Here is a 23,734-nt window from a genome sequence, read left to right as displayed (position 1 = left end):
CCACCGCCAGCCAGCGCTTCGACGCCTGGGGCAACCGCCTCTCCGGCTCCGGCACCGTGCCCACCTTCGGCTACACCGGCCGCGAGCCCACCGGCACGGGCTTGGAAGAGGCGAGGAGCCTCAAAGTCGGGTCTCCGGCAAGGGCCACTGGGCCGCCCGTGCGTCGCGTCGCTTTCAGGCATTCTCCAGCCCGTATGGGCCAGTTCGGGCCAGGACACCCATCCTCGGCAACACGGCACTGGAACGGTATCTGAAAGAGTTGGGAAGAAGAAGCGGGCTGCTGCGGCTGCCCGCTGTCGGGATTGCCGGCACCGCGCCGCCGGCTCTGCCGACAGGCGGCCCCCCGGCGCAGCGCCCGCCTTGTCACCGGCGGCGGTGCTGCGGGGCGCGGCACCTGAGCGGTCGCTGGCGCGCGGTTTGCAGTTCCATTCTGGTGCGGCAGGAATTGCCGACCTTCGTGCACCCCAGGAGGAGACCATGCGCAGCGAGACCATCCGGTGGACCGTTGGGCCGGGTCAATCCCGGCCTCAGATCAGGAGGGCGCCCGCCGCCCCCTTTGCCGATCTGCTCCCGCAGGCGGCCCCGGACAGCAGCACCCCACCCCAGGCCAGCCGCCTCCTGCTGGGCCGGATCAAGCCGGCCGCCCCCACCGTCTCCCATCTCATCCGCCGGCTGCCGGAGCTGCGGGGGCAGCTGGCGGCCATCATTCACGCCCCGGTCAACCAGGACAAGCCCTTCCACCGCATGCTGCCGGGCACCGAGGTCTGGCTGGACCGGACCAACGGCGAGCTTATCTGGGATCCCGCGCCGGTGGCGGCGGCCGAGGCAGAGGCGCCGGCAGCGCCCGAGGCGGCAAGCCATGAGCCGGCTAGTCTGGGCATGATCTCGCCCCAGCACCCCACCGTGCTGCACCTCTTGGCGGAGCACCCCGGCTGGCGGCAGGACGCTTGGCGGGTCATCCAGGCACCGGTCAACCAGGGGCTGCCCTTTGCCCGGTTGCGGCCTGGGGTGGAGGTGCGCCTGGATCCTGCCACCCTGGCCCTGGACTGGCCGGGAGCCCGTGCCACGCCGGAGGTGGCCAGCAGCCAGCCACCGGCTGCTGCGGTCCAGGAGGCCAGCCCGCCGCCGGCCTCGGATCTGGTACGTGCGGTCAGCCGGCATCTGGGCACCCCGTACCGCCGTCTGGACTGCTATGGCCTGGTGGTGCGGGGGCTGGAGGACCTGGGCGTGCCTTACCGCGGCAAGGACGGCCTGTCCCGGCAGCTGGTGGCCATGGCCCGGCGCCAGGGGCTGCCGGCCCGGGGCCTCCTGAACGGGGAGGGCCTGGTCGCCGCCTCCGGCGGGCCGGTCTTCCAGCGGACCCTGACCGTGGTGCGGGATCCCCAGGCCGAGGCCCGGGATCTCCTGGCCGAGCTGGCGCCGCTCCTGGAAGAGGGCATGGTGCTCTCCTTTTCCACCCACAGCCGCGGGCACACCGGCGTGGTCGCCCGCCGCGACCAGGCCTGGACCTTCATCAACTCCGGGGAACTGGACCATCCGGTGGCGCCCACCGGGCTGCGCAAGGGGGTGGGCGAGGAGGACCTGGCCGCCGAGCTGGCCAACTGGTGCCAGCGGGCCGCGGACAGCCGCCAGTCCCTCTTGGTCACCGCCGGCCGTCTGGACCCGGAGCGGCTGCGGCGTCTGGCTGCCGGTGAGCCGGCCTTGACCGCGGTGCGGGTGTGAGTCTCCGGCAGCGGCGGGTGCAGGCGAGGGGCGTGTCGGGATGGCCGTAGGGACAGCCCCCCGTGGCTGCCCAGACAAGGCTGGCGGTCTGCTCGGGGGGCGGCCCAGGCCTGCCGGGATGCGGGCCGTCCTGGCGGCAAGACGGCATCAGCTGCCGCCGGGGCTCAGCCAAAGGCGCTGGTCCAGGATGGGCGGCAGGGAAAGCGCCGGCTGGCCCAGTGCCCGGGGAGCGTTGATGATCATGGCCCCGGGGCCGTGGGGCCAGGCCAGGCCTTCACCTTCTCGGGGAGGGGCGGTGGCATTGCCGGCCAGGATGTTGCCGGCCACGCTGGCGGCAAACACCGCCGGCTGCGGGCAGCCGAAGATGAGGCCCCCGCCCCGGGCCGGATCGGCGAGGCGGCTGTTGTTGGCGGTGATGGCGTTGCCAGCGATCTGGAAGGGCTGGCGGTTCTGGGAGGCGATGAACAGGCCGCGCCGGCGGTTGCCGGAGATGCTGTTGCCGGCGATGCGGCTGCCGGGCGCCAGCGGGCTGCTGTCGGTCATCTCCTCGGCCCCCGCCGGATTGACCGAGATGCCGATTTCGTTGCCGGCAATGGTGTTGCCGGCCACCAGGAGCGGCCCGCTGTCCCGGACCCCGATCCCGGTATGGTTGCCGAAGATGACGTTGCCCTCGATGGCCGGCGCGGCCTGGCCCCGGGCGCCGATGCCGGCCACCGCGTTGTCGTAGATGAAGTTGCGGTAGATGCGCGCCGCCGCCCCCTTGCCGTTGCCGATCCCCACCTGATTGTCGTGCACCCAGTTGTCGTGGATCCGGGCCTGGCCGGTCAGCCGGGCATCGCCGTGGATGCCGATGCCGACGCGGCCGTTGCCGGCGATCCGGTTGCCCCGGATCTCGGGGGATGAGCCCCAGATCCGGATGCCATGCCCATGCAGGCCGCGGCCGCCGCCGGTGATGACGACCCCTTCGATGACCCCGGCGTCTTCGCCGAGATGGACGATGTGGATGGTGTCCTGGTCGCCCTCTTCAAGACCGCCGTCGATGATCGGCCAGTCCACCCCGACCAGATGGAGCTTCTTGTCGATCACCAGATTCTCCCGGTAGCGGCCGGCCTGCACCAGCACGGTCTCGCCGTCCTGGGCCGCATCGATGGCGCTCTGGATCGTCGGATAATCCGCCGGCACATGCCGGATGCCATCCTTGGCCTTCTGGTCGGTGCACAGATGCAGGCGGGCGGGGGGGCTCTCCGCCACGCCATCGGCCACCACCAGCTGCACCGAGTAGCAGCCGGCGGCATCCAGGGTCAGGGTGGTGCCGCATGCCGTGGGGTCGGCGATCGGCGACTGGCTGGCCGGCGGCCGGCGGGTCAATTGCCAGTGGTAGGACAGGGGGCGGCCGGCCGGGGCCCGACTCAGGCCGCCGGAAAGGCGGACCTCCTCCCCGGTTGCAAAAGGGCCGGGCAGCTCGGTGATCCGGGCCAGCGGCGGGCCGGCGGCAGCGGCGCTGAGCGCCACCAGGGCCGGCGGCGGCGGGCGCATTGCCGCCGGCTCCGGCAGGGCGAAGGGTCCGCCCGAGGCGCCGAGGTCGTTTCCGGGGCTGCCCTGGGAGGGGCCGAAATGGCGATCCGCGAAGCGGGCGTCCGGGTCGCCGGCATCGATGGCCGGGGAGAAGGGGCGCAGCCGATAGTCGTGGCTGGCCGTGTCCATGTAGCCCGGGTCCGCGACCATCTCGTGGCTGCGGGCGTAGGAGGTCTCGTCTTGCCAGCCGGCGAACTGGCGGCGGATGCACCACAGGGAGCGGGGGTCGCAGTCGGCGGTGCCGTTGTTGGCGTACAGGAGGTTGTAGGCATGGACGCCGGCCGCAGCCCGCAGGCCGGCGTCGCCGTTGTGGGTGATGAGGTTGTTGGCCACCGCCATGCCTGGCCAGGGCTTTTCGACCATGACGCCGGCCATGCCGTTGGCGGCGACGGTGTTGTTCATGACCTCCACCCCGGCCTCGATGCATTTCACCCCGGTGCGGCCGTTGCCGTAGATGCGGTTGTTGCGGATGCCGCCGGCGACCTGGCCAGCGTCGATACCGGCCCGGCCGTTGTCGTGGATGGCGTTGTTGCGGACATCGATGCGGGAGGCCGGCGCCGCGCCGGTCTTGATGCCCGCGGTGCCGTTGTGCCGGATGTTGTTCTCCTGAATCACCAGGGAAGAGCCCTTTTCGAGATAGATGCCGGCCTCGGCATTGCCGGTGATGGTGTTGCGCACCAGGATGGCGGAGCTTCCGCGGCAGAAGACCCCGGCCGGCCGGTTGCCGGCGATGGTGTTGTTCATGAGGATCGGCGACGTCTTGTCGCAGTGGATGCCGGAGCCCACCGGCGCGGCCTTCTCATCGAAGGGCCGGCCGCCCTGGATGACGAAGCCGTCCAGGACCGCGTGGTCGGCACCGGCCACCACCCAACCCCCCTTGCCGCTGCCATCGATGGTGGAGGGATAGGCCGCAAGGTCGCGGCGGGTGAAATCCGGCGCCCACCCCCCCTCCAGGCGCACGCCGGCCTTCAAGGTCACGTTCTCGCGGAAGAGCCCCTGGGCCACCCGCACGGTATCGCCCCGCTGCGCCCGATCCAGGGCCCCCTGGATGGAGGCCTGGTCGTCCGGCACCCGGATGACGGCTGCCAGGCCCGGGGAGACCCAGCCCCCGACGGCCGCGAGCACCAGAAGCCAGGACAACACCACCCAGCCCCGCGTTCTTTTGTTGACAAGACGCGCAGACATCGAGAATAGTGACCCCTGCTTGTCCAAAGAGGCCGGCGGATCTGCCGCCACGGGCGGTGTGACCGCATGTGGCGGCCGGCCCGCGAACGGCTCCGGGGCAAGCGCCCCGGCGGAGCCTTCTCCGGGTCCGGTTATAATCGATCCTGGGCCGAAGGGGCACCCCTTTTCTGGCCAGCGGCGCCTGGCGCTGGCCAGGCCGCTATCGGGGCCGCCGCCGGACCACGGACCGCAGGTGAAGCGTATCCCGAAACCCCAGGAGAAGGTGCGACGACATGAAGAGAACAACGTTCGGCGTGGCGGCAATCCTGATCGCGGCATCCCTGCCAGTGGGCTGCCTGGCCAATGACAACTCCGGAGCGGCCGCGGAATCCCGGATGGACCGGCGGCTGCTGGCCTCCGCCGCTGCCAGGCCGGGGCCGGCCGAGACGGCGGCGGCGCGGCCGCTGGCCGAGTCGGGCCTGCCCGACAGCAGCCAGGTGTTTGCGGTGGAGAGCCTGCCGGACGTCATCCTGGTCAATCCGGTCACCATGGAGCAGAGCACCGCTGACATGCAGCCGCGGCTCAAATACCTGAAGATCACCGGTCTAAGGCTGGCCGAGGACGGCAAGACGGTGGAGTTCTCCATCGAGAACGACTTCAATCGCACCAACGCCCAGGCGGTGCGCCTGGGTGGCCTGATGGTGACCGGACTCGTCCGCTACGACTCGGATGGCGGCGCCGAGCTGCACAGCACCGTGCTCTTTCGGGACAAGCGGGTGGTCCTGGAAAAGGGCTCCACCCAGTTCCGCTCCAATCCCGCCACCTACCCCCACGTCACCAGGATCGAGAAGCTGCAGTTCTTCATCACCCCGCCCAAGGAGAACCTGGTGAAGGCGGTGGCGGCGGCCAACCCCCAGGGCGCGCCAGGGATGCCGGACACCAGCCAGGTGTTCCCGGTGGCCAGCCTGCCGCCGGTCATCGAGATCGATCCGAGCACCATCGAGCAGCACGCAGCGGTGCGGGACCCCCGTCTGGGCTACCTGCGCATCACCGGCCTGCGGCTGGCCGGCAACGGCACGGCCCTGGAGTTCAATGTGGAGAACACCTTCGACCGGCAGAAATCCGAGGAGCCGATCCATGTCGGGGGGCTGATGGTGACCGGCATGGCACGCTACGCCTATGACGACGGGGCGGCGCTCCACAGCTGCGTTCTCTTGGAGGAGAAGCGGCTGGCGTTCCGCAAAGGGGCCAACGTCTTCCAGACCGATCCGGCGATGAATCCGGATCTGCGTCGCATCGAATCGGTGCAGTTCTTCCTGACGCCAGAATGATCCTGGCGCCACCAGAGGCCAGCATCCCCCGGGGGGTGCTGGGACTGGGGGCATGCACCATGGCCGGCGGTCCAGCGGACATGGCGCATGCCCCTTTCTTTTTCCGGGCCTGGAGCTGGGGGGAGGATTGGTCATGCGGGCGGCAAGTGCGCTGGGAGTGGTGATCGTGGTCCTGGTGGCGAGCCATATGCCGATGCTGGGCTGGGCCGGGGAGACCGGGGACCCTGACCAGGCGATCCTCCAGGAGGTGGAAGAGCGGGCCCGGGAGCTGCGCCAGAGCCTGGAGCCGGCCGCCGTCCCCTCGCCGCCCCAGTCCCCAAGGCAGTCCGGGGTGACGCGGACGGAGGTCCAGCAGCAGATGCAGGAGCAGATGCAACGCGAGATGCGGCAGCGGATGCAGCCGCTGGTCGAAAGCGAGATGCCCCTGCAAAACGAGCCGGGCGCCCCCCCGGAGGATCGACCCCAGGCCACTCCCCAGGAGATCCGGCAGGAGCGCCAGCAGCGGATGCAGCAGGAGATGCAGCAGCGGATGCAAGGCAGCTACCGCTCGGAGATCGAAAGCCGGGTCAGTGGCGTGCCGCCGGCGGTGCTTGCCCGGCAGAGCAGTGAGCCGGTGGAGGTGCCGGCCCTGGGAGAGGCGGTGGCGGCGGCCCTGGCGGCAGCGGCTGGCGAGGCCCAGTCCCTGCTGGCCCCGGAGCGTGCCTGGCACGGCCGGGTCATCCGGGTCCCCGAAGAGCACCGGCACATCCAGGCGGCCGTCGACGCGGCGCGGCCCGGGGACACCGTGCTGGTCCGGCCCGGGACCTACCGGGAGCAGTTGGAGATGAGGAGCGGCGTCCGGCTGGCGTCGGATCCTTCCGACCGGGGGGATGAGCTGGTGGCGGTGGAGGGGGCCATGCTGCAGCTGCCGCGGCGGGCCTTGCGCACCATCATCGATGGCACCGGCTTTGCCGCCTCGGAGCATGGGATGCTGGACTTTGCGCCCGGAGCCGGCCGGGATACGGTGGTGGACGGATTCACCATCCAGAGCCTGCCGGTGCAGAACCACCATCTGCCGGGCCATGCCCACGGCGTCAACATCCGGGGCGCCAGCCCGGTCATCACCAACTGTCTGGTCCGGAACATGGGCAGCACCGGCATCGGCAGCCACGTGATCTACCGGGACCAGGAGGCGCCGATGCCGGAGCGGGATTTCCGGCAGGCCAACATCCGGCAGGCCACCGCGGCGGTCATCTACCACAACATCGTTCACGGCAACCTGGGTCTGGGGATCGGCTGCAACCATTTTGCGGCGCCGTTCATCCTGGGCAACGAGGTTTTCGGCAACAACGACGAGTCCCTGGGGGAGCGGACCTCGCCGGGGATCGGCATCAAGCACGGCGCCGCACCGCGCATCGTCGGCAACATCGTGCACGACAATGCCGGCGGCGGCATTCTGTCCAGCGCTGGCGAGGCCCAGGGCCGCCATCCCGTGGATCAGGCGGCGCATCCCACGGTGGAAAGGAACGTGGTCTTCCGCAACGGCTCCCGGCGGCCGGGCATCGGCGGCCATGCCGTGGGCTCGCTGTCAGCGCCCATGACCGTCGCCGGCAACCTTCTTTTCGAGGCCAGCGCCACGGGCATTGCCCTGGAAAGCGGCACCGTCGGCGTCGTCGAGGACAACCTGGTGGCCGGCAGCCGGGAGCCGGCCATCGTCGTCTCCGGCAGCACGGCGCTGGCCCTCAACCGGAATCGCATCACCGGTGTCGCGGATTCCCCGGGGATTCTGATCTTCCGCCAGGCTACGGTGCAGGAGATGGCCGGCAATGCCGTGGACCGGACCACCTTCGGCCCGCGCTTCCGGGTCGAGGCTGGCAGCACGGTCGTGGCGCCGGGGTCGTGAGACCGGGCCACCAGCCTTGACAGAGGCGGCGGTTCGTGGAATTGTCACCGACTGGAAAAGAAGGGTTTGCCCTCTTGAACGGACACTGCCTCCAGGAGCACGCTATGGCTGCCACCACCGACGCCACCATCCAGGCCATGCTCGACCGGGCCGCTGGCGAGGGGATCGACCTCGCCTGGGATCGCTACCAGAAACAGCTGCCCCAATGCGGGTTCGGGGAACTGGGCCTGTGCTGCCGCCATTGCCTGCAGGGGCCCTGCCGCATCGATCCCTTTGGCCAGGGGCCAGCCCTGGGCGTCTGCGGCGCTGACCGGGACACCATGGCCGCCCGGGGCCTGGGCCGGGCGGTGGCGGCCGGCACCGCCGCCCATGGCGGCCATGCCAAGCACATGGCCCACACCCTGCTGGCGGCAGCCCAGGGGAAGGCGCCGGACTACCCGATCCGGGATGAGGCCAAGCTGCGGCGGGTGGCGGCCCGGCTGGGGATCGCCACCGAGGGCCGGGAGGCGGCGGCGGTGGCGGCAGAGGTGGCCCGGGCCGCCCTGGCCGAGTTCTCGGAGAAGGAGACGCCCCTGGCCTGGGCCGCCGGCACGGTGACCCCGGGCCGGGTGGCGACTTTTGCCCGGCATGGGGTGGTGCCCTGCGGCATCGACAGCACGGTGTCCGAGATGATGCACCGCACCACCTACGGGGTGGATGCCGACCCGGTCAACCTGCTGCTGGGCGCCGTGAAGTGCGCCCTGGCCGACTACGCGGCCTGCCACCTGGCTACCGACCTGGCGGACATCCTTTTTGGCACCCCGAGCCCGGTGGCCACCCGGGCCAACCTGGGGGTTTTGAAGGCTTCCGCGGTGAACATCGCCCTCCATGGCCACAACCCCCTCCTGTCGGATCTGGTGGCCCAGGTGGCCGGCGACCCGGCACTGGTGGCCCAGGCGCAAGCCGCCGGCGCCGCCGACGGCATCAATGTGGTCGGCATCTGCTGCACCGGCAACGAGATCATGGTGCGCCATGGCATCCCCCTGGCCACCAGCTCGGTGTCCCAGGAGACCGCCCTGGTGACCGGCGCCGTGGACGCCCTGGTGGTGGACTACCAGTGCGTGATGCCGTCTTTGGCCAGTGTGGCCGACTGCTTCCACACCCGGGTCATCACCACCATGCCCATGGCCAAGCTGCCCCGGGCCCTGCACCTGGAGCTGACGGAGGGCGAGGCCCGGGCCACCGCCTTCCGGATCGTCGGCGAGGCGATCGCCGCCTTTCGCCAGCGCAACCCGGCCCGGGTGCAGATCCCGGACGGTAGCGTGGCCGCGGTGGCGGGCTTCTCCGCCGAGGCCATCGTCGGCGCCCTGGCCCTCCTGGACCAGGATGATCCCCTGAAGCCTCTGGTGGACAACATCGCTGCCGGCAACATCTACGGGGTCTGCCTCTTTGCCGGCTGCAACACGGTGAAGGTGCCCCAGGACGCCAACTACACCCGGATGATCGAGATCCTGGCGGGCCACAACGTCCTCATCCTGGCCACCGGCTGCGCCTCCGGCGCCTTTGCCCGCCACGGCTTCATGAGCCCGGCCGCCACCGACCGGTATGCCGGCGACGGCCTCAAGGCGGTGCTGACCGCGGTGGGGCAGGCGGCCGGCCTGGGCGGCCCGCTGCCCCTGGTGCTGCACATGGGCTCCTGTGTGGACAACAGCCGGGCCGCCGATGTGGCGGTGGCGGTGGCCAATCGGCTGGGGGTGGATCTGGACCGGCTGCCGCTGGTGGCCTCGGCGCCGGAGCCGGTGACCGAGAAGGCGGTGGCCATCGGCACCTGGGCGATGGCAGCGGGCATCCCCACCCACCTGGGCGTGGCACCACCGGTGCTGGGCTCGCCGGCAGTCACCAGGGTGCTCACCGCCACGGTCAAGGACCTCTTCGGCGGCTGGCTCCTGGTGGAGCCTGACCCGGAGAAGGCGGCTCAGGCCCTCTTGGCCGTCTTGGCCGAGCGGCGGCAGGGGCTGGGTCTGTCCGCGTAGGGGGCTGAGTATGGAACAGATTGTCGTCGACCCCGACCGCTGCACCGGCTGCCGCTCCTGCGAGCTGGGCTGTGCCGTGCGCCACTCGAAAGCCAAAACCCTGCTGGGCGCGATCAGCGAGTCGCCCCTGCCCCGGAAGCGGCTCTTTGTCGAGACCTTCGGCGGCCGCACCGGGCCGGTGATCTGCCGGCATTGCGCCGACGCACCGTGCGTCAAGTCCTGCATCAGCGGCTGTCTGTACCACGACGAGCGGGGCTTCGTCCGCCGCCGCAAGGAGCGCTGTATCGGCTGCTGGAGCTGCGTCGCTGCCTGCCCCTTCGGCGTGATCACCCCGGATCCGGTCCTCGGCCTGGCGGTCAAATGCGACCGTTGCCACAAGTCGGCGATGCCCGCCTGCGTCGAGGCCTGCCCCACCGGCGCCCTGACCCTGGCCGACCTGGACGCCGTGGCGGCCGCGGCCAGGCGCCAGGTGCTGGCCGCAGAAGCCGGCCAGAAGAAGGGGGCGTAGAACGATGGCGCCGCCGTTGGTCATCGCCGGCAACGGCATCGCCGCCCGGGCGGCTATGGCCGCCATTCTCGCCCGGCAGCCGGCGGCGGCCATCGTCCAGCTGGCGGCCGAGCCGGATTTTTACTACCGGCCGCTGTTGCCGCAGCTGGTGGCGGGCACCAGGACCGCCGCCGATCTGGCGGCGGTCTCCTGCCCGGCCGGGCCGGGGATCACCCGGTTGCATGACCGGGCCGTGGGGCTGGATGCCGGCGCCCGGCTCGTGCGCACCGCCGCCAGCGGCGATATCCCCTACCAGCGCCTCCTGATTGCCACCGGCAGCGAAACGGTGTGGCCAGCCATTCCGGGACTCGGGGCGACGTCCGCCGTGGGCTTGCGCACCCTGGCGGATGCCGAGCGCCTGGCCGGCCTGGCTCAGGCGGGCCAGCGGGCGGTGGTCATCGGCGGCGGGCTGGTGGGGGTGAAGGCCGGTCTGGCCCTTGCGGCCCGGGGCATGATGGTCTCGATCGTCGAGGTCGCGGACCAGCTCTTGCCCCGGCGGCTGGATCGCCAGGCGGCAGCGCTGGTGGCGGCACGGCTGGCCGCCGCCGGCCTGAGCGTGCGCACGGGTGAGCGGGTGGCCGAGGTGCTGGGTGAGAAGGGGGTGCGCCTGGCCTCCGGCGAGGTCCTGCCGGCGACGGTGCTGGTGGTGGCCGCCGGCGCGCGGCCGGCGCTGGATTGGCTGGCCGGCAGCGGCCTGGCTGTGGAGGGCGGCATTGTGGTGGATGACCGACTGGCCACCAGCCTGCCGGACGTCTATGCGGCAGGGGATGTGGCGGCGAGCCGCGACCTGGTCACCGGCCGCCGCAGCACCATCGGCCTGTGGCAGGCGGCCCAGGCCATGGGCCAGGCAGCCGGCCAGGTCATGGCCGGTGGCAAGGGGCGCTATCCGGGGGGCCTGGCGGTGGCCAATGCCACCGAGCTGGCTGGCCTGCCGGTGGTGGCCCTGGGCGCCATCGACGACGAGCCGCCGGCCGGGGAAGTGCTCCGGGAGCAGCACGGTGAGGTCTACCGGAAGCTGGTCCTGGCCGGGGATCGCCTGGTGGGTGCGGTCTTGACCGGCGCGGTGGAGCGTTCTGGGCTCTATGCCAACCTCATCGCCAGCGGCCGCCCGGTGACCCCGTTTCTTCTGCCCTTGCGCCGGGGCCAGCTGCACGCCGGCCACCTGCTGGCCTGAGGCCTTCAGCCCTGACCGGCCCGCCCGTAGGCCTCCTGGATACGGTCCTCCAGGTAGCCGAGCAGGGTGGCGTCCTCTCCTTCCACGTCGAAGCAGTAGCCGGTTTCCTGGAAGAGTCCCTGGGGGATGGCGTTGCCAAGGCCCAGTGGGTCACTGACCTCGTCGGCATAGAAGCAGGCGGACAGGAACCAGGGGTCCTGGGCCAGCATCACCACGTCCACCAGGAAGTAGAGGGGCCGGCTGCGGCCCGCTGGCGGCGCGGCAAGCCCGGCCCGCAGGGAGGCGCTCACCCCTGGCCTGGTCACCAGGCCAAGGGTCGTGCCCGGCAGCCGGCTGGCCGCCACCACCAGGCGGCGCAGGGCCCTGGCCAGTTCGGGCTGCCCGGCAGGCCACGCCGCCAGGAGCGCCGGCCAGTCCGGGGGAAGGGTGGCGACGGTCATGGGCTCTGGGCTGGCGCCTCGTTGTCCAGCTGGACCTCGAGGGCGTCCAGCCCCTGCGTGGCGAGGACGTCGTCGTAGCGGTCCACGAGGTCGTGCAGCTGCCGCAGGCGCTCCTCGGCCGCCATGTCCATCACCGCCTCCCAGGAGCCGCAGCGCCGCGCCAGGTCGCGGTGGGCCAGGCGGTTGACCAGGTCGCCCCAGAACACCTCATCGTCATACTCCTCCACCAGCTCACCCAGCTCGTTGCCGTCGGCAAACAGCTCATCGGCGTAGTCGAAGCCCTGCTCAGCATCGCCGGTGACGAGATCCGGGCAGCCCATCTCGGGGGCCAGACCAAGCAAGCGCTGCTGCAGCGGCTGGTAGCGGGCGGTCCGGGGGTCCTCCTCGGTCCGGTGGGCGCGCATGACCCAGTCCGCGATCTGGAAGACGTCCAGCAGCTGCCGATATTCGTCCTGGCTGATATTGACCTTCATGAGGATCCTCGTCAGGGGAAAGCAGAGGGAAAGATGCCGCCCGCGGAGGGCGGGGCGGTAGGGACACGGCGGCCATCTTGGCGGATGCACCGCGTCTTGTCAATCGGAAGCTCTGGAGAAAAGGGGCTGAGGCGGTTGTGGGGGGAAAGCCCGGAGGCCCGACCGGGCGGTCGGGCCTCCGGATGCCAGGCCAGAAAGGTGCTAGACGGACAGAGAGAAGGAGGAGCCGCCGGCGCGCGGGCTGACCGCCGCGCCTTGCCGGTTGTACGCCGGGGCGGGTGGCTCCGGCCGCAGGCTAGCGCTGGCGTCCTCCGCCGCCGGCCGGTTGGCCGCCACCGGCGCTGCCACCCGCTCCTGGCGAGCAGCCTCGGACAGGGTTAGCGTCACCCCCGCCTCGGGGGCGGCAGCCGGACGAACGGCCTCCTGCCGTTCCTCCTGGGGCTCCTGGGGTCGTTGGATCAGGGATTCCCGCCCCCGCACCATGCCTTGCCGTTCGGCATTTCCGATTGCATTGAGTGCGTCCATGGAGGTACCTCCCGCAAGGGGTTGGGCAGCGACGATTCGCTTCTCCCAGTATACGGCCTGGGCCAAGGGCCTGTCAAAGACGGCCGCCTGAGGACCAGGGCTTCCGCCTTCAGGTCAAAAGATATCGTCCTGCGCCGGCGGAGCACCGGGCGGGCTGGCGGCCGGCGCGGCCAGCCGGGGCCGCCGGAGCGGCGGCGTCGCCGAGCCCGGCAGCGCCGTTGGCGGCGCTGGGGTCGCAGCCTTGCCGGGTCCGGTGCTGCTGCCCACCAGGTTGACCAGGTCGGCCACCAGCTCCCGCAGGCTGGCGGACTGGGCGCTCAGCTCCTCGCCGGCGGCGGCCGACTGCTCGGCATTGGCGGCGGTCCGCTGGGTGAGCTTGTCCATGTCCAGCATGGCCCGATTCAAGGTTTCGATGCCCCGGGACTGCTCGTCCGAGGCCACGGCCATCTCGCCCACCAGGGTGCCGATCTGGCTGGTCACGGCCACGTTCTCCTTGAAGGCCGTACGGGTGGCCTCGGTGAGGGCCGCTCCCTGGCGCACTGCCTGGACCGTGTTGTCGATGAGGCCGCTGGTGGTCTTGGCCGCCTCGGCGGCCCGCAGGGCCAGTCGCCGCACCTCGTCGGCCACCACCGCGAAGCCGGCGCCGGCCTGGCCGGCCCGGGCGGCCTCCACCGCGGCGTTCAAGGCCAGGAGGTTGGTCTGGAAAGCGATGTCGTCGATGGTGCGGATGATCTTGCTGGTCTCGGCGCTGGTCTGGTGGATGGCGGTCATGGAGGCGGCCATCTGCTCCATGTGCTCGTCCACCCTGTGGACGATTTGCTGCGCCTCCTGGACCATCTCCTTGGCGCGGCCGGCATGCTGCGCGTTCTGGCGGGTCATGGCCGAGATCTCCTCCAGGGAGGAGCTGGTCTCCTCGATGGAGGCGGCCTGGTGGGAGGCGGCCTCGGCCACCTCCTGACTGGTGGCGGAAACCTCCCCCGCTGCCCCCGCCACCTGGTCGGCCCCCTTGTCCAGGCCCGCCATCACCAGCTGCACCGGACGTACGATCGCCCGGCGGGTGAACCAGATGGCGGCCAGCACTACCAGCACCAGGATGGCCGCGGCAAGGCCGGCGCTCTCGGCGACCGCCCGCAGGATCTGCTCCCGGATCCCCTGCCGGGTTTCGTCCACCTCCTGGCGCAGATTGGCCGACACCTGCTGCAGCTTGGCATCCAGCTCCTTGTCCTGGGCAGCAATGACCGCGTCGATGTCATCGATGTAGATACCGGTGCCGATGACCCAGCCCCATTCCGGAAAAAGCATGACAAAGGAAAGCTTGGGCTGGGGCTGGCTCTCTCCCGGCCTGGGCCAGGCATACTCCACGAAGCCTTCCCCCGACTGCTTGGCGATCGTGGCCATCTCGACGAACAGGGCGCGGCCGTTGGGGTCCAGGTGACCGGCCAGATCCTGGCCCTCCAGCTCCGGGCTGGTGGGGTGCATGACCATGGACGGGGCAAGGTCGGTGATCCAGAAATAGTCCTTGTTCTCCGGGCCGTAGCGGAGCTGGCGGACCAGGGCCAGGGCATCGGCCTTCAGCCGCTCCTCCGCTGCCTCCAGGTAGACACCCGAGCCGATGATCCAGCCCCAGGGGGCAAAGAGGCGCACATAGGACAGCTTGGGCTGGGGCTGGGAAAGACCGGGCTTCGGCCAGGCGTAGCTCACAAAGCCCGCCCCGTTGGCCTTGGCCTGCGCCACCATCTCCAGGAACAGCGCGCGGCCGTTGGGATCCTTGTAGCCTGCCAGATGCTGCCCCTCCATCTCCGGCTTGAAAGGGTGCATGATCATGGTGGGCGTCATGTCGTTGATCCAGAAGTAATCCTGGCCCTGGGGCCCGTAGCGCAGTCCCCGGATCAGCTCCCGGGCCTTGGCCTGCTGGGCGGGAAGGTCCAGGGTGGTGTCGGCCGCCACCGTCTCCAGAACCCCGAAGGCGGTGTTGACCACGTCGGAAAGCGGACCCTGGTACAGGGCCTGCAGCTTGGTCAGATCCCGGCTGTCCCGGAGCGCCTTGTCGAGGACGCTGGCCGTGGTCTGGACCTGGGCGCGCAGGTATTCCCGCTTGCTGTCCATGAGCTGCTGCCGCAGCCGGGCCGAGTCCTGGCGGACGCCCTCGATGTGGTCGAGCCCCAGGCTCTCCATCCGCCGAATGGCGGTGCCGCCCGTGCGGTCCAGCTGCAGGGCGGCAATGGAGGTGAGGCCTGCGCCGGCCACCACCAGGGAGCCGGCCAGGAGGGTGATGATCTTGGCGTTGATGTTCATGCAGGGTCTCCAGAGGATCGGATGCGCAGTCCCCGCGCACAGGGGCGCTCACTTTAAGAGAGGTTATCATCCCCGCCGCCGCCGGTCAACGACCGGCAGGATTCCAGACCCGCTACCGGGCAGGCCGTCGGGATGGCCTCTGGGGCGTTGTCTGGGGCGAGATCCGGCCTTGCGCTCCTGGAGATCTTCTGCCACAATAGCGGGTTGCCTCACGAGACAGGAGAGCTCCATGGCCAACGGCAACGGCAGCACCCCGGCCCTCGTCAGCCAGCGTCCCAGCATGGCGACCATTCGGCTGGGCGCCCTGACCCACAATCTCGCGGCCATCCGCCGGCAGGTCGGGGGCCGGCCGATCATGGCCATCATCAAGGCCAACGCTTATGGTCATGGCCTGGTGCCGGTGGCCCGCCATCTGGCGGCCCTGGAGGTGGAGCAGCTGGGGGTAGCCTTCCTGGAGGAGGGCATCCTCCTGCGCCAGGCGGGGCTCACCCTGCCGATCCTGGTGCTGGGCGGCATCCTGGATACCCAGATCGGGCTTTTCCTGGACTACGACCTGGAGATCACCGTTTCCTCCCTGGCCAAGCTGCGGCAGGTGGAGGAGGCGGCGGCCGGCCGTGGCAAGACGGCGGTGGTCCATCTCAAGGTCGACACCGGCATGGAGCGTATCGGCGTGCACAGCTACTCCGCCGGTCCCTTTGTGGAGGCAGCCGTGCGCTGCCGCCAGGTCGTCGTCAAGGGCATTTACTCGCATCTGGCCTGCGCCGACGATCCCTCCTCGCCCATGACCGCCGAGCAGACCGAGCGCTTCGCCGAGGTGGTCTCCCTCTTCGACAAGCTGGGGGCGCCCACCCCCATCCGGCACCTGGCCAATTCCGGTGCCATCCTCCATGCCCCGGACACCTACTTCGACATGGTGCGGCCGGGGATCCTCCTGTACGGCATCTATCCTGACCCGGCCAGCCGCAGGGTGCTGGCGGTGCGACCCGCCATGTCGTTGTCCTCCCGGGTGGTGTTCTTCAAGGTGGTGCTCCCCCACCGCCCGATCAGCTACGGCGCCACTTGGCAGACCGATCATCCCATCCGGGTGGTGACCGTACCGGTGGGCTACGGCGACGGTTTCCGGCGCTCGCTGTCCTCCTGCGGTCAGGTCCTGATCCGCGGCCGGCGCTACCCCATCGTCGGCCGGGTCTGCATGGACCAGTTCATGGTCAACGTGGAGTGGGACGAGGTCTACAACGGCGACGAGGTGGTGCTCATCGGCAGCCAGGGCGAGGAAGCCATCACGGTCGAGGAGATGGCTGTGGCGGCGGGTACCATCCCCTACGAGATCCTCACCGGCTTCAACGGCCGGGTGCCCCGCATCTACGTTCAGTAAGAGCTGCCCAGGAGGAAGCACGCGGCGTAGGCTGCGCCCAGGAGCCAGGCTGGCCAGCGGGACCGGGCCGGAACCGGGCCGGCGCCTGGCGGCAGGCCGGTGCGGGGGATGAGCAAAGCCGCGGCCAGGGCGCCGGCTCCCACCAGGCCGAGCTGCAGCACGTGCACCAGCACGGGGCCAGCGACCAGCTCCGGCAGCCCGGGTGGCCAGCCCAGGCTGCGGGCTGCCACCGATGGCAGGCGGCCTGCCATGGCCAGGAGTCGCTCCAGGTGGAAGCCCATTTCGAAGGCGGCAGCCAGGGGTACCAGGCTCGTGACCAGACGGCCGGCAGCGAGACGGCGTCCCTCATCGAGGTCGTGGAAGACCAAGGGGCCCGCCGCCAGGAGCCCTGCTGCCACCAGGAGCGTGCACAGGCCGAGGCCGAGCCCTGCGACCAGCCAGCTGCCAAGGCCGTCGAGGTCAGCCCCCAGCCCGGTCATGGCCAGGCCCCGGAAGAGCTGGCTGGCCATGAGGGCGGCGGCCACCAGCACAAAACCGGTCTCGGGGCGGCGGCCGCTCATAAGCTCCTGGCCGGGCAGGCGCAGGTTGACCGCCGGCGAGCCCTTGGGGCAGACCCGGATGCAGTTGCCGCACAGGATGCAGTGGAGGTTGCTGTGCAGGGCAAAGGGCGCCTCGCCTAACGGACAGCCCTTCTGGCTGCCCCGGCCCAGGTAGCAGTCATGGCCGGCGCAGTCGTGGTTGCAGATCCCCTGATTGGCCCGGACCTCCACTGCCGAGCAGCTGGCGAGCACCCCTACCAGCTGACCCAGGGGGCAGAGAAAGCGACACCAGGTCTGGCGGGGATAGGCCAGGGCTACCACCGCGGCCAGGCCGGCCATGGCCAGGATGAGAAGGGCGGTGGCCCTGGGCGAAGCGAGCAGGTGGGCTGCGGCCTCGACCCAGAAGACTGCGCCCAGGCCGACAGCGGCCGCCAGCGGCCCATGCCGGCGCAGGAATGGCGGCACCGGCAAGGCACGGCCCGCCAGGCGGCTGATGATGCCGCTGCCCGCCCCCACCGGGCAGACCGCGCACCAGGCCCGGGCCACGAAGGGGATGGTGAGGACCACGGCCGGCTCCCAGAGGCCCCAGACCAGGATCAGGGCCGGGTTGGCATCCGGCTGCTGGCTGCCGAATAGGCCCAGGAGAAAGATCGCCAGGAAGGTGACGGCGGCCAGCGCCTGCGGGACCGAGGGAAAGAGCGGGGAGTGGAAGAAGCGGCGCACCGGCGGCCAGCGCAGCAAATTGCACAGGGGCCGCTGGCCGCTGGGCAGGGAGCCGATGAGGATATCCGCAGCCGCCAGCTCCGGTCCCTTCGCCAGCCGCACCGCCCGCCGAATGACCACCTCCAGCTCTTCGACGTTGCCCGGCCAGTCGTAGTCCATGAGCCTTTCGTAGGCATCGCGGCCCAGGCCGGTCACCGTCTGGCCCCGGCCGGTGGTGAAGCGCGCCAGCAGACGGGCCACCATCTCCGGGATGTCCTTCTTGCGCCGGCGCAAAGGGGGCAGGCTCAAGGTCCGGGGGGCAAGCAGGGCCAGCAGGCGGGGATCGAACCGGCTGGCGGCAGCCATGGCCTCCAGATCGGCGGCGCTGCCGGCATGGATGCGGGCGGTGTTGGGCACGGGCTGGCTGCCGCCCAGCGGGGTGAAATGGCCGCTCTCGAGGCAGTCCGCCAGCTGCTGCTGGACTCCGGCTGCCAGCTGGTCGATGTTGTCGACAAAGACCGCGCCGCCCGCCGCCACCTGGAGCAGGCCCAGTCGCCGGCTGCGGGCAAACGGCAGGGCGCCGGCCTCGTGGCCGAACAGGGTGCTGGCCTGGGCCAGCTCGGTCCGGAACGGGTCGGTGCCGCCGGGGGTGGACTGCAGCCGGCCGATGCTGACCGCGGCCGCATCCACCACCAGAAACGGCTGCTCCCGTTGCCGGCTGGCCTGGTGCACCAGCAGGGCCAGGGCCTTCTTCTCGGTGCCGGTCTCGCCCAGGATCAGCACCGGTCCCTCTTCGGCGGCAGCAGCGGCGACCGCCTGCTGCAGCCGGCCGTGCACCCGGCTCGCCCCCACCAGGGCGGCGACCGGTTCTTCCGACTGCTCGGCGATGAAGCGCTGATAGGCCCGCTCGGTGGCTGCGGCCTGGACCAGATGCACGTTGCCCTGGGCCAGCCAGTCGCCCATGATCCGGGTGAGGGCCGCTGCCAGCTCCGGGTGCTGGGCAGCCACCCGATCGAAGGCAATCTTGGGCAGAACCAGGAGGCAGGTCTCGGTTTCGCTCCTGACCGTAGCCGCCCGAGGCTCGCCGGTGAGCAGGGCGATCTCGCCGAAGCCCAGGCCAGGACCGAGGATGGCCAGGGTCACCTCGCCATCCTCGGCGCGGCGCAGCACCCGCACCTGGCCGGAGACCACGACGCAGTATGCATCCCCCAGGTCGCCCTCGTGGAAGACTACGGTCCTCGGGGGCAGGAGGCGGTGCTCCAGCCAGGGGCCGACCTGGGCGAGAGCAGCTGGCGGCAGGCGCTGAAAGAGGGGGGTGGCGGCCAAAAGGTCCAGGCCCTGCCGCCGCAGGACCGCCAGGAGATCGGTCATGGCCAGGATGCCGGCCTCGACGATGATCTGGCCCAGGGGCCGGTAGAGGCCCTGGGCAGCCAAATCCCGCTGCAGGGCCACCGCCCGCTCCACGGCCGCCTGGTCGCACAGCTGCCCGTCCAGGAGATAGCTGCCCAGCCGTCTGGGCTGCAGCTCGCCCATCGCCTCACCCCCTTCCTGGCCTTCCTGCTCCGGCTGCTTTCTGGATAGCCTGGCCGCGGGTGGGCCGTCAAGACAAGGGCTCGGCTCCACCGCTCCGGGCCGCGATCCAGGCCGGTCCGGCGGGCTGCGGGAGAAACAGGGATCAGCCGGTGCCAGCGAAGAGGGGAAGGTCAAGGACAGGCTGGCCGGCGTCGTCGGCTGGGGGAACGGGCAGGCGGGAGGGGCTGGCCGGTCACGGCCGCGATCGGGCCCCCAGGATCCAGTCTATGGCCGGCCCCAGAGGGCGGCGCGGCGGCTCTCCCGGGACTCGGCTTGGACCGGCAGCTCCAGCCGTTGGCTGACTTGGTGGCCCAGGGCGTCGGTGATCGTGACCCTGAAGGCGAGAGACGGGTACGGCATGGTGGTGAACGAAGACGGCACCAGGAAGGTTACGGCCGAGCCCTCCGGGTTGGCAGGCTTGAGCCGCACCGGGATCCCGGTCAGTTGGCTCCACTGGAAGCTCAGGCTGGCCCGCTTCTCGTCCCGGCTGCTGCTGGCGTCCAGGAGCACGGTGTCGCCCACCCGGTAGCCCGCCGGATCCAGTCGGGCCAGCCGTAGCATGGGCGGCCGATCCCCCTGGGTGACCTTGAAGGACAGCTGCCCTGGCTGCGAGACCGTGTCGCCCAGGCGGAACCGGTACTGGATGCGGTCGGTGCCCACGAACTCCTGGCTGGGCTGGTAACGGATGGCCAAACGGGCTGGCTGGCTCAACCGGCCATGGCCGGCCTTGCCGGTGATCTCGATCCGGAGCCCCGGGTCGGGCGAGCCACTGTTGGCCTGGCGCCACAGGGTGCGGCCGTCGATGGTGAGCTGGGCGGTGTTCTTGAGGGAATAGACCGTGGTTGCTGCCTGCAGCTCGGGCTGCGGCGGCGGGACCGGTGCCGGCGGCGGCCGGAGGTCCGGGCCGGTGACGATCACGAAGGCCGGCTCGCTGGTATGGCCCGCGTCGGCAACTTGGAACGAGAAGCGGTCCTCGCCGGCAAAGGTGGCGGCCGGGCGGTAGGTCAAGTCCGGCGCCGTGCCCGACAGCTCGCCGTGGGCCGGGGCCTGGACAATGCTGTACTGGAGGGCATCCCCGTCCGGATCGCTGGCCGACAGGGCGAAGCGGATCGCACTGCCGTCCGCCGCCAGCCGGATCATGGTCTCGGCGGCCACTGGTGGGGTGTTGACCGGCGGGACAGCGGGCGCCGGCGCCGGCGCTCCGTGGCTCTCCGTCTCGCTGGTCGCAACAGGAGGCTCTTCGGCCGGCCTGGGTGAGGAGGGGCCGGCAAAAAGCCACCACAGGCCCACGCCGAGCACGAGCGCCAGGGTCGAGCCGCCGAGGCCCGCGGCCAAAGGCCGCCGGTGGGCCTTGGCCCAGGTCCCCAGCCGCCGTATGTCTGTCCGGCCCCGTTTGTCCTCGGTGGCCAGGAACTGGGTGGCATCCTCCCCGGGGGCGGCCGGCGCCCCGGCGCCCGCCCCGTTTCGCCGCGGGGCCCAGGCAGTGGGTGGCACCCACCCGGGGGGCGGCCGGCGCCGCGCCGCCGGCCGGGAAGTGGTCGGACACCCGGCCGCCGCCGGCCTTGGCTCCGGTCGTTCCCCCCTTGGCCGGTCCGGGGGCCGGTTTTGTCCCTGACTGGCTGCCGCTGTCGGCAAAGAGGTTGGCCAGCTGGTCTTTGTCCCCCGTGCCGTCCGGTCCGCCGTCGAAGAGGCCGGCGGCAAACAGGCTGTCGATGTCCTTCTGGTCCAGCTCGATGCCCACCCCGGCTGAGGCTGGTCCCTCCTCCCCGTTGGCGGCGGTCTCGGTGCCGCTGAGGCCCCGGTCGCCGGTGGGGAACATGCCCTCCATGGCCGAGTCGTCGAAGGCCCCCCCAGGTGTGCCGCCGGAGCCCCCAGCCTGGGACGCGCTGTCCAGAAACAGGCCGTCGAAATCCTCCTGGCGCACCTCGCCGGCATCGCGGCCTGCGGGCGGGCTCCCCAACAGGGCGTCGAGGGCGTCCTGGCTCAGCTCCAGGTCCGCCTCCTGGGCAGGCGGGCCCTCCGGCCGCGGCTCGGGATCGGCGAAGAGGCTGTCGATGTCGTCCTGGGCCAGGAGGCCGTCCCCGGTGGCGGCCGCTGGCTGGTGGGTGGTGGCGGCCGGCGCCGGGGGGGGCTGTACGGAGTCGAGGAGGGCATCGAGGGCGTCCTGACTCAGCTCGACGCTGGCCTCCGGGGCAAGCGGGCTTTCCGGCGCGGCTGTGGGATCGGCGAAGAGGCTGTCGATGTCGTCCTGGGCCAGGAGGCTGTCCCCGGTGGCGGCCGCTGGCTGGTGGGCGGTGGCGGCTGGCGCCGGGGAGGGCTGTACGGAGTCGAGGAGGGCATCGAGGACGTCCTGGCTCAGCTCGACGCTGGCCTCCCGGGCAGGCGGGCTTTCCGGCGCGGGCTCGGGATCGGCGAAGAGGCTGTCGATGTCGTCCTGGGCCAGCAGACCGCCAGTGGTCGCCGGTGCCGCCGTCGGCTCGGGATCCAGACCGGCCAGCAGATGGTCGATGGATGCCTGGTCCAGCTCCAGGGGCTCTTCAACGCCGCCATTGCCCGGGGCTGGAGGCTTGGCCGTGGCTGGACTCATGGCCGCTCAACCCCGGTGGCGGCCAGATGCCGGTAGATGGTCGCATCCAGGGGGGAGGCAGCCAGGGCCCGGTAGACAGGTCGTGACATCTCCACCGCGAACACCCGGGAAAGGCGGCGGCCGTGGCTGTTCACCGCGGTGAGCTGGATCCGCAGCTGGCCGTCCACCTCAACCAGGAGTCCGTCCACCCGCTCGTTCCGCTGCCAGCTCCAGTTGCCGTGGGTGCGGGTATTGATCTCGGCCTGCAGCTGATCGGCCAGGAGCAGCCCCAGCTCGCTCACCCGGGGGCGTCCCACCTCGGCCAGGAACAGGAAGGGGGCGACGTCCACCGCGTTGCTCTTGAAGAATCCCTCCAGATGGTGCCCAGCCTCGGCAGCCACGGCCATCACCAGCTCAAGCACCGAGCGGTAGGCCGCGGGCAGAGGAAGCGCGCCGGCCACGGCGCTCTCGCTGGCGGCTGGCAGGGCAGGCGCGGCCTCGGTCGCCGGTGTGTCCTCGCTGCCAGCCGGGCATGGGCCGGCCACGGCCAGAATGAGACCCAGGGCGAGTCCGATCGGCAAGAGGGGTCGACCGCTGACGGCGAGCAGACAGAGGCGCCGCCTCATGGCATGGCCTTCAAGGAGACGGTGAAGGGGGGCTCGGAGCTGCGGCACAACACCAGGATGTCCCGGGACAAGGGCAGCTCGTGGCGCCAGGAGGCGGCTACCCGCCCGGTGCGCAGCTCCACCAGCCGGCCCTGCAGGATGAGGGCCTTGCGGGTATTGGAGAAGGTGGAGAGCACGGCGTAATCCACCGCCGGCTCCGGGTGGGCCAGCTCGCCGACGTTGCGGCTCAGGATGAATTCACCGGTACGGGGCACCACCAGGATCTCCCGGCCGAGCCGCAGCTCCTGCACGCGGAGGCCCCGGTCGGCAAGGTCCGTGAGCAGGTACTCGGCCACCAGGCGGCCGAGCTCGGTCTCCCGCTTGAGATCCGCCAGCGGCACCGCCACCACCACCGCCAGGGTGGCGGCCAGGGCGCGCTCCCCCTCTTCCAGGAGCTGGTAGTAGACCCGGCCGGCGGCCTCCCGGCTGAAGCTGGCCAGCTGGGCCGGGAGCTCCGTCGGCTGATCGGGCTCGGGGAGGTACCGGTAGACGCTGTTCACCGCCCCGGCCGGGGCTGATCCCCAGGCCACAGCCATGGTCAAGCCAATGCCCAGCCCAAGGCCCCTCCAGCTGATCCGTCGCATCGTGCCCCTCCCTTACGAAGCAAATTAGAAGACAAGACGCTTCATATAGATGTTCCCGGGCTGGGGCGCCGGGGTTACGGAACGGGTGTGCAGCAAATCGTCCACCAGGCTGTTGTGGGGGAAGACCGCCTCCGCACTGGCCAGGACCGTTGCATCCCGCATGTCGACCAGGCGGACATGAACGAACACCCCGTCAGCGGTGGCCAGATAGGTGCCAGCCAGCAGGGTGCCCGCCTGGACCGCGCCGTCGAGCTCGGCCAGGCGCCGGGACAGGCCGAGCTCGCCGCCATCGTCCCGGACGAGCACCGAGGTGGTCTTGCGCAGCTCCACCGGGGTGAGTCCCCGGCGCTGCAGGGCGCCCATGAGCTGCTCGGCCAGGATCCGGCCAAAGCTTGAGGTGTGGTCCAGGCGGTCCAACTCCACAAAGGTGGCGACAATGCACGGCCCTTCGGCCAGGGAGAGATCCGCCTCCGGATAGCTGGCCACCAGGTCGTCGGCCAGCCGGCTGACGGCCAGGGAGATCTCCCGCGGATCGGGCGGGGTGGGCAGCGGCGCGGGGGGGGGGGGGGGGAGGGGGGGCCCCCGCGCCCC

17 protein-coding genes are annotated in these 23,734 nt (G+C 71.1%); 7 read left to right on the top strand and 10 right to left on the bottom strand.

The genetic code is table 11. The features are described 5' to 3' along the window. The first annotated feature begins 477 nt into the window (after positions 1-477). Positions 478-1,722 (top strand): hypothetical protein, encoded by a 1,245-nt coding sequence (locus tag AB1634_10110; protein MEW6219872.1) that lies wholly within the window; start codon positions 478-480, stop codon positions 1,720-1,722. Between the two features lie 147 nt (positions 1,723-1,869). Here AB1634_10110 and AB1634_10105 read toward each other — a convergent pair whose 3' ends face one another. Next, positions 1,870-4,482, bottom strand: a complete 2,613-nt coding sequence (locus AB1634_10105; GenBank protein ID MEW6219871.1) for a right-handed parallel beta-helix repeat-containing protein — start codon at positions 4,480-4,482, stop codon at positions 1,870-1,872. Positions 4,483-4,754: 272 nt separating this feature from the next. Here AB1634_10105 and AB1634_10100 point away from each other — a divergent pair, with 272 nt between their 5' ends. From AB1634_10100 to AB1634_10080, 5 genes are all read left to right on the top strand, one after another. Beyond that, a complete protein-coding gene (locus AB1634_10100; GenBank protein MEW6219870.1) occupies positions 4,755-5,792 on the top strand; it encodes a hypothetical protein in 1,038 nt (345 codons plus the stop codon). A 133-nt stretch (positions 5,793-5,925) separates the two neighbouring features. Further along, positions 5,926-7,674: a right-handed parallel beta-helix repeat-containing protein gene (locus tag AB1634_10095; protein MEW6219869.1), complete on the top strand. Its 1,749-nt coding sequence runs from the start codon at positions 5,926-5,928 to the stop codon at positions 7,672-7,674. Positions 7,675-7,778: 104 nt separating this feature from the next. Further along, entirely contained in the window at positions 7,779-9,686 is a 1,908-nt protein-coding gene (gene cooS, locus AB1634_10090) for an anaerobic carbon-monoxide dehydrogenase catalytic subunit (GenBank protein ID MEW6219868.1), read from the top strand. A 10-nt stretch (positions 9,687-9,696) separates the two neighbouring features. After that, positions 9,697-10,194 carry a 4Fe-4S dicluster domain-containing protein gene (locus tag AB1634_10085; GenBank protein MEW6219867.1) on the top strand — a complete coding sequence of 166 codons (498 nt, stop codon included), beginning with the start codon at positions 9,697-9,699 and terminating at the stop codon, positions 10,192-10,194. Between the two features lie 4 nt (positions 10,195-10,198). Further along, complete coding sequence (locus tag AB1634_10080) at positions 10,199-11,407, top strand: FAD-dependent oxidoreductase (protein ID MEW6219866.1); 1,209 nt, start codon at positions 10,199-10,201, stop codon at positions 11,405-11,407. 5 nt (positions 11,408-11,412) lie between these two features. Here the strand turns inward: AB1634_10080 and AB1634_10075 are convergent, their stop codons facing one another. The 4 genes from AB1634_10075 to AB1634_10060 all read right to left on the bottom strand — a co-directional run bounded on the left by AB1634_10075 (position 11,413) and on the right by AB1634_10060 (position 15,140). Next, positions 11,413-11,847: a hypothetical protein gene (locus AB1634_10075; GenBank protein ID MEW6219865.1), complete on the bottom strand. Its 435-nt coding sequence runs from the start codon at positions 11,845-11,847 to the stop codon at positions 11,413-11,415. After that, positions 11,844-12,320, bottom strand: a complete 477-nt coding sequence (locus AB1634_10070) for a hypothetical protein (GenBank protein ID MEW6219864.1) — start codon at positions 12,318-12,320, stop codon at positions 11,844-11,846. Before AB1634_10070 ends, AB1634_10075 begins: the two co-directional genes overlap by 4 nt. 201 nt (positions 12,321-12,521) lie before the next feature. Beyond that, entirely contained in the window at positions 12,522-12,845 is a 324-nt protein-coding gene (locus AB1634_10065) for a hypothetical protein (GenBank protein MEW6219863.1), read from the bottom strand. A gap of 114 nt (positions 12,846-12,959) precedes the next feature. After that, the gene (locus AB1634_10060; protein ID MEW6219862.1) at positions 12,960-15,140 is read right to left on the bottom strand and encodes a cache domain-containing protein; all 2,181 of its coding nucleotides are present in this window, start codon (positions 15,138-15,140) and stop codon (positions 12,960-12,962) included. A gap of 229 nt (positions 15,141-15,369) precedes the next feature. Here AB1634_10060 and alr point away from each other — a divergent pair, with 229 nt between their 5' ends. Beyond that, positions 15,370-16,515 carry an alanine racemase gene (alr, locus tag AB1634_10055; protein ID MEW6219861.1) on the top strand — a complete coding sequence of 382 codons (1,146 nt, stop codon included), beginning with the start codon at positions 15,370-15,372 and terminating at the stop codon, positions 16,513-16,515. Here the strand turns inward: alr and AB1634_10050 are convergent. The 5 genes from AB1634_10050 to AB1634_10030 form a co-directional block, all read right to left on the bottom strand. Further along, positions 16,509-19,289 (bottom strand): sigma 54-interacting transcriptional regulator, encoded by a 2,781-nt coding sequence (locus AB1634_10050; GenBank protein ID MEW6219860.1) that lies wholly within the window; start codon positions 19,287-19,289, stop codon positions 16,509-16,511. The genes alr and AB1634_10050 overlap by 7 nt on opposite strands. 264 nt (positions 19,290-19,553) lie before the next feature. Then, on the bottom strand, positions 19,554-20,822 hold the full coding sequence (locus tag AB1634_10045) for an Ig-like domain-containing protein (protein ID MEW6219859.1): 1,269 nt from the start codon (positions 20,820-20,822) through the stop codon (positions 19,554-19,556). 1,089 nt (positions 20,823-21,911) lie between these two features. After that, positions 21,912-22,520, bottom strand: coding sequence for a hypothetical protein (locus AB1634_10040; GenBank protein ID MEW6219858.1), 609 nt, complete (start codon positions 22,518-22,520; stop codon positions 21,912-21,914). Continuing rightward, on the bottom strand, positions 22,517-23,143 hold the full coding sequence (locus tag AB1634_10035) for a FlgO family outer membrane protein (GenBank protein MEW6219857.1): 627 nt from the start codon (positions 23,141-23,143) through the stop codon (positions 22,517-22,519). The genes AB1634_10040 and AB1634_10035 overlap by 4 nt, the downstream gene beginning before the upstream one ends. A 24-nt stretch (positions 23,144-23,167) precedes the next feature. Then, positions 23,168-23,734: FlgO family outer membrane protein (locus tag AB1634_10030; GenBank protein ID MEW6219856.1), on the bottom strand; the 567-nt coding region annotated here is incomplete at its 5' end.

This window comes from Thermodesulfobacteriota bacterium (assembly GCA_040755095.1).
In the GTDB taxonomy this organism is placed as follows: domain Bacteria; phylum Desulfobacterota; class Desulfobulbia; order Desulfobulbales; family JBFMBH01; genus JBFMBH01.
Note: the sequence above shows the minus strand (reverse complement) of the source record. Positions and strands in the feature narration are given on the sequence as shown.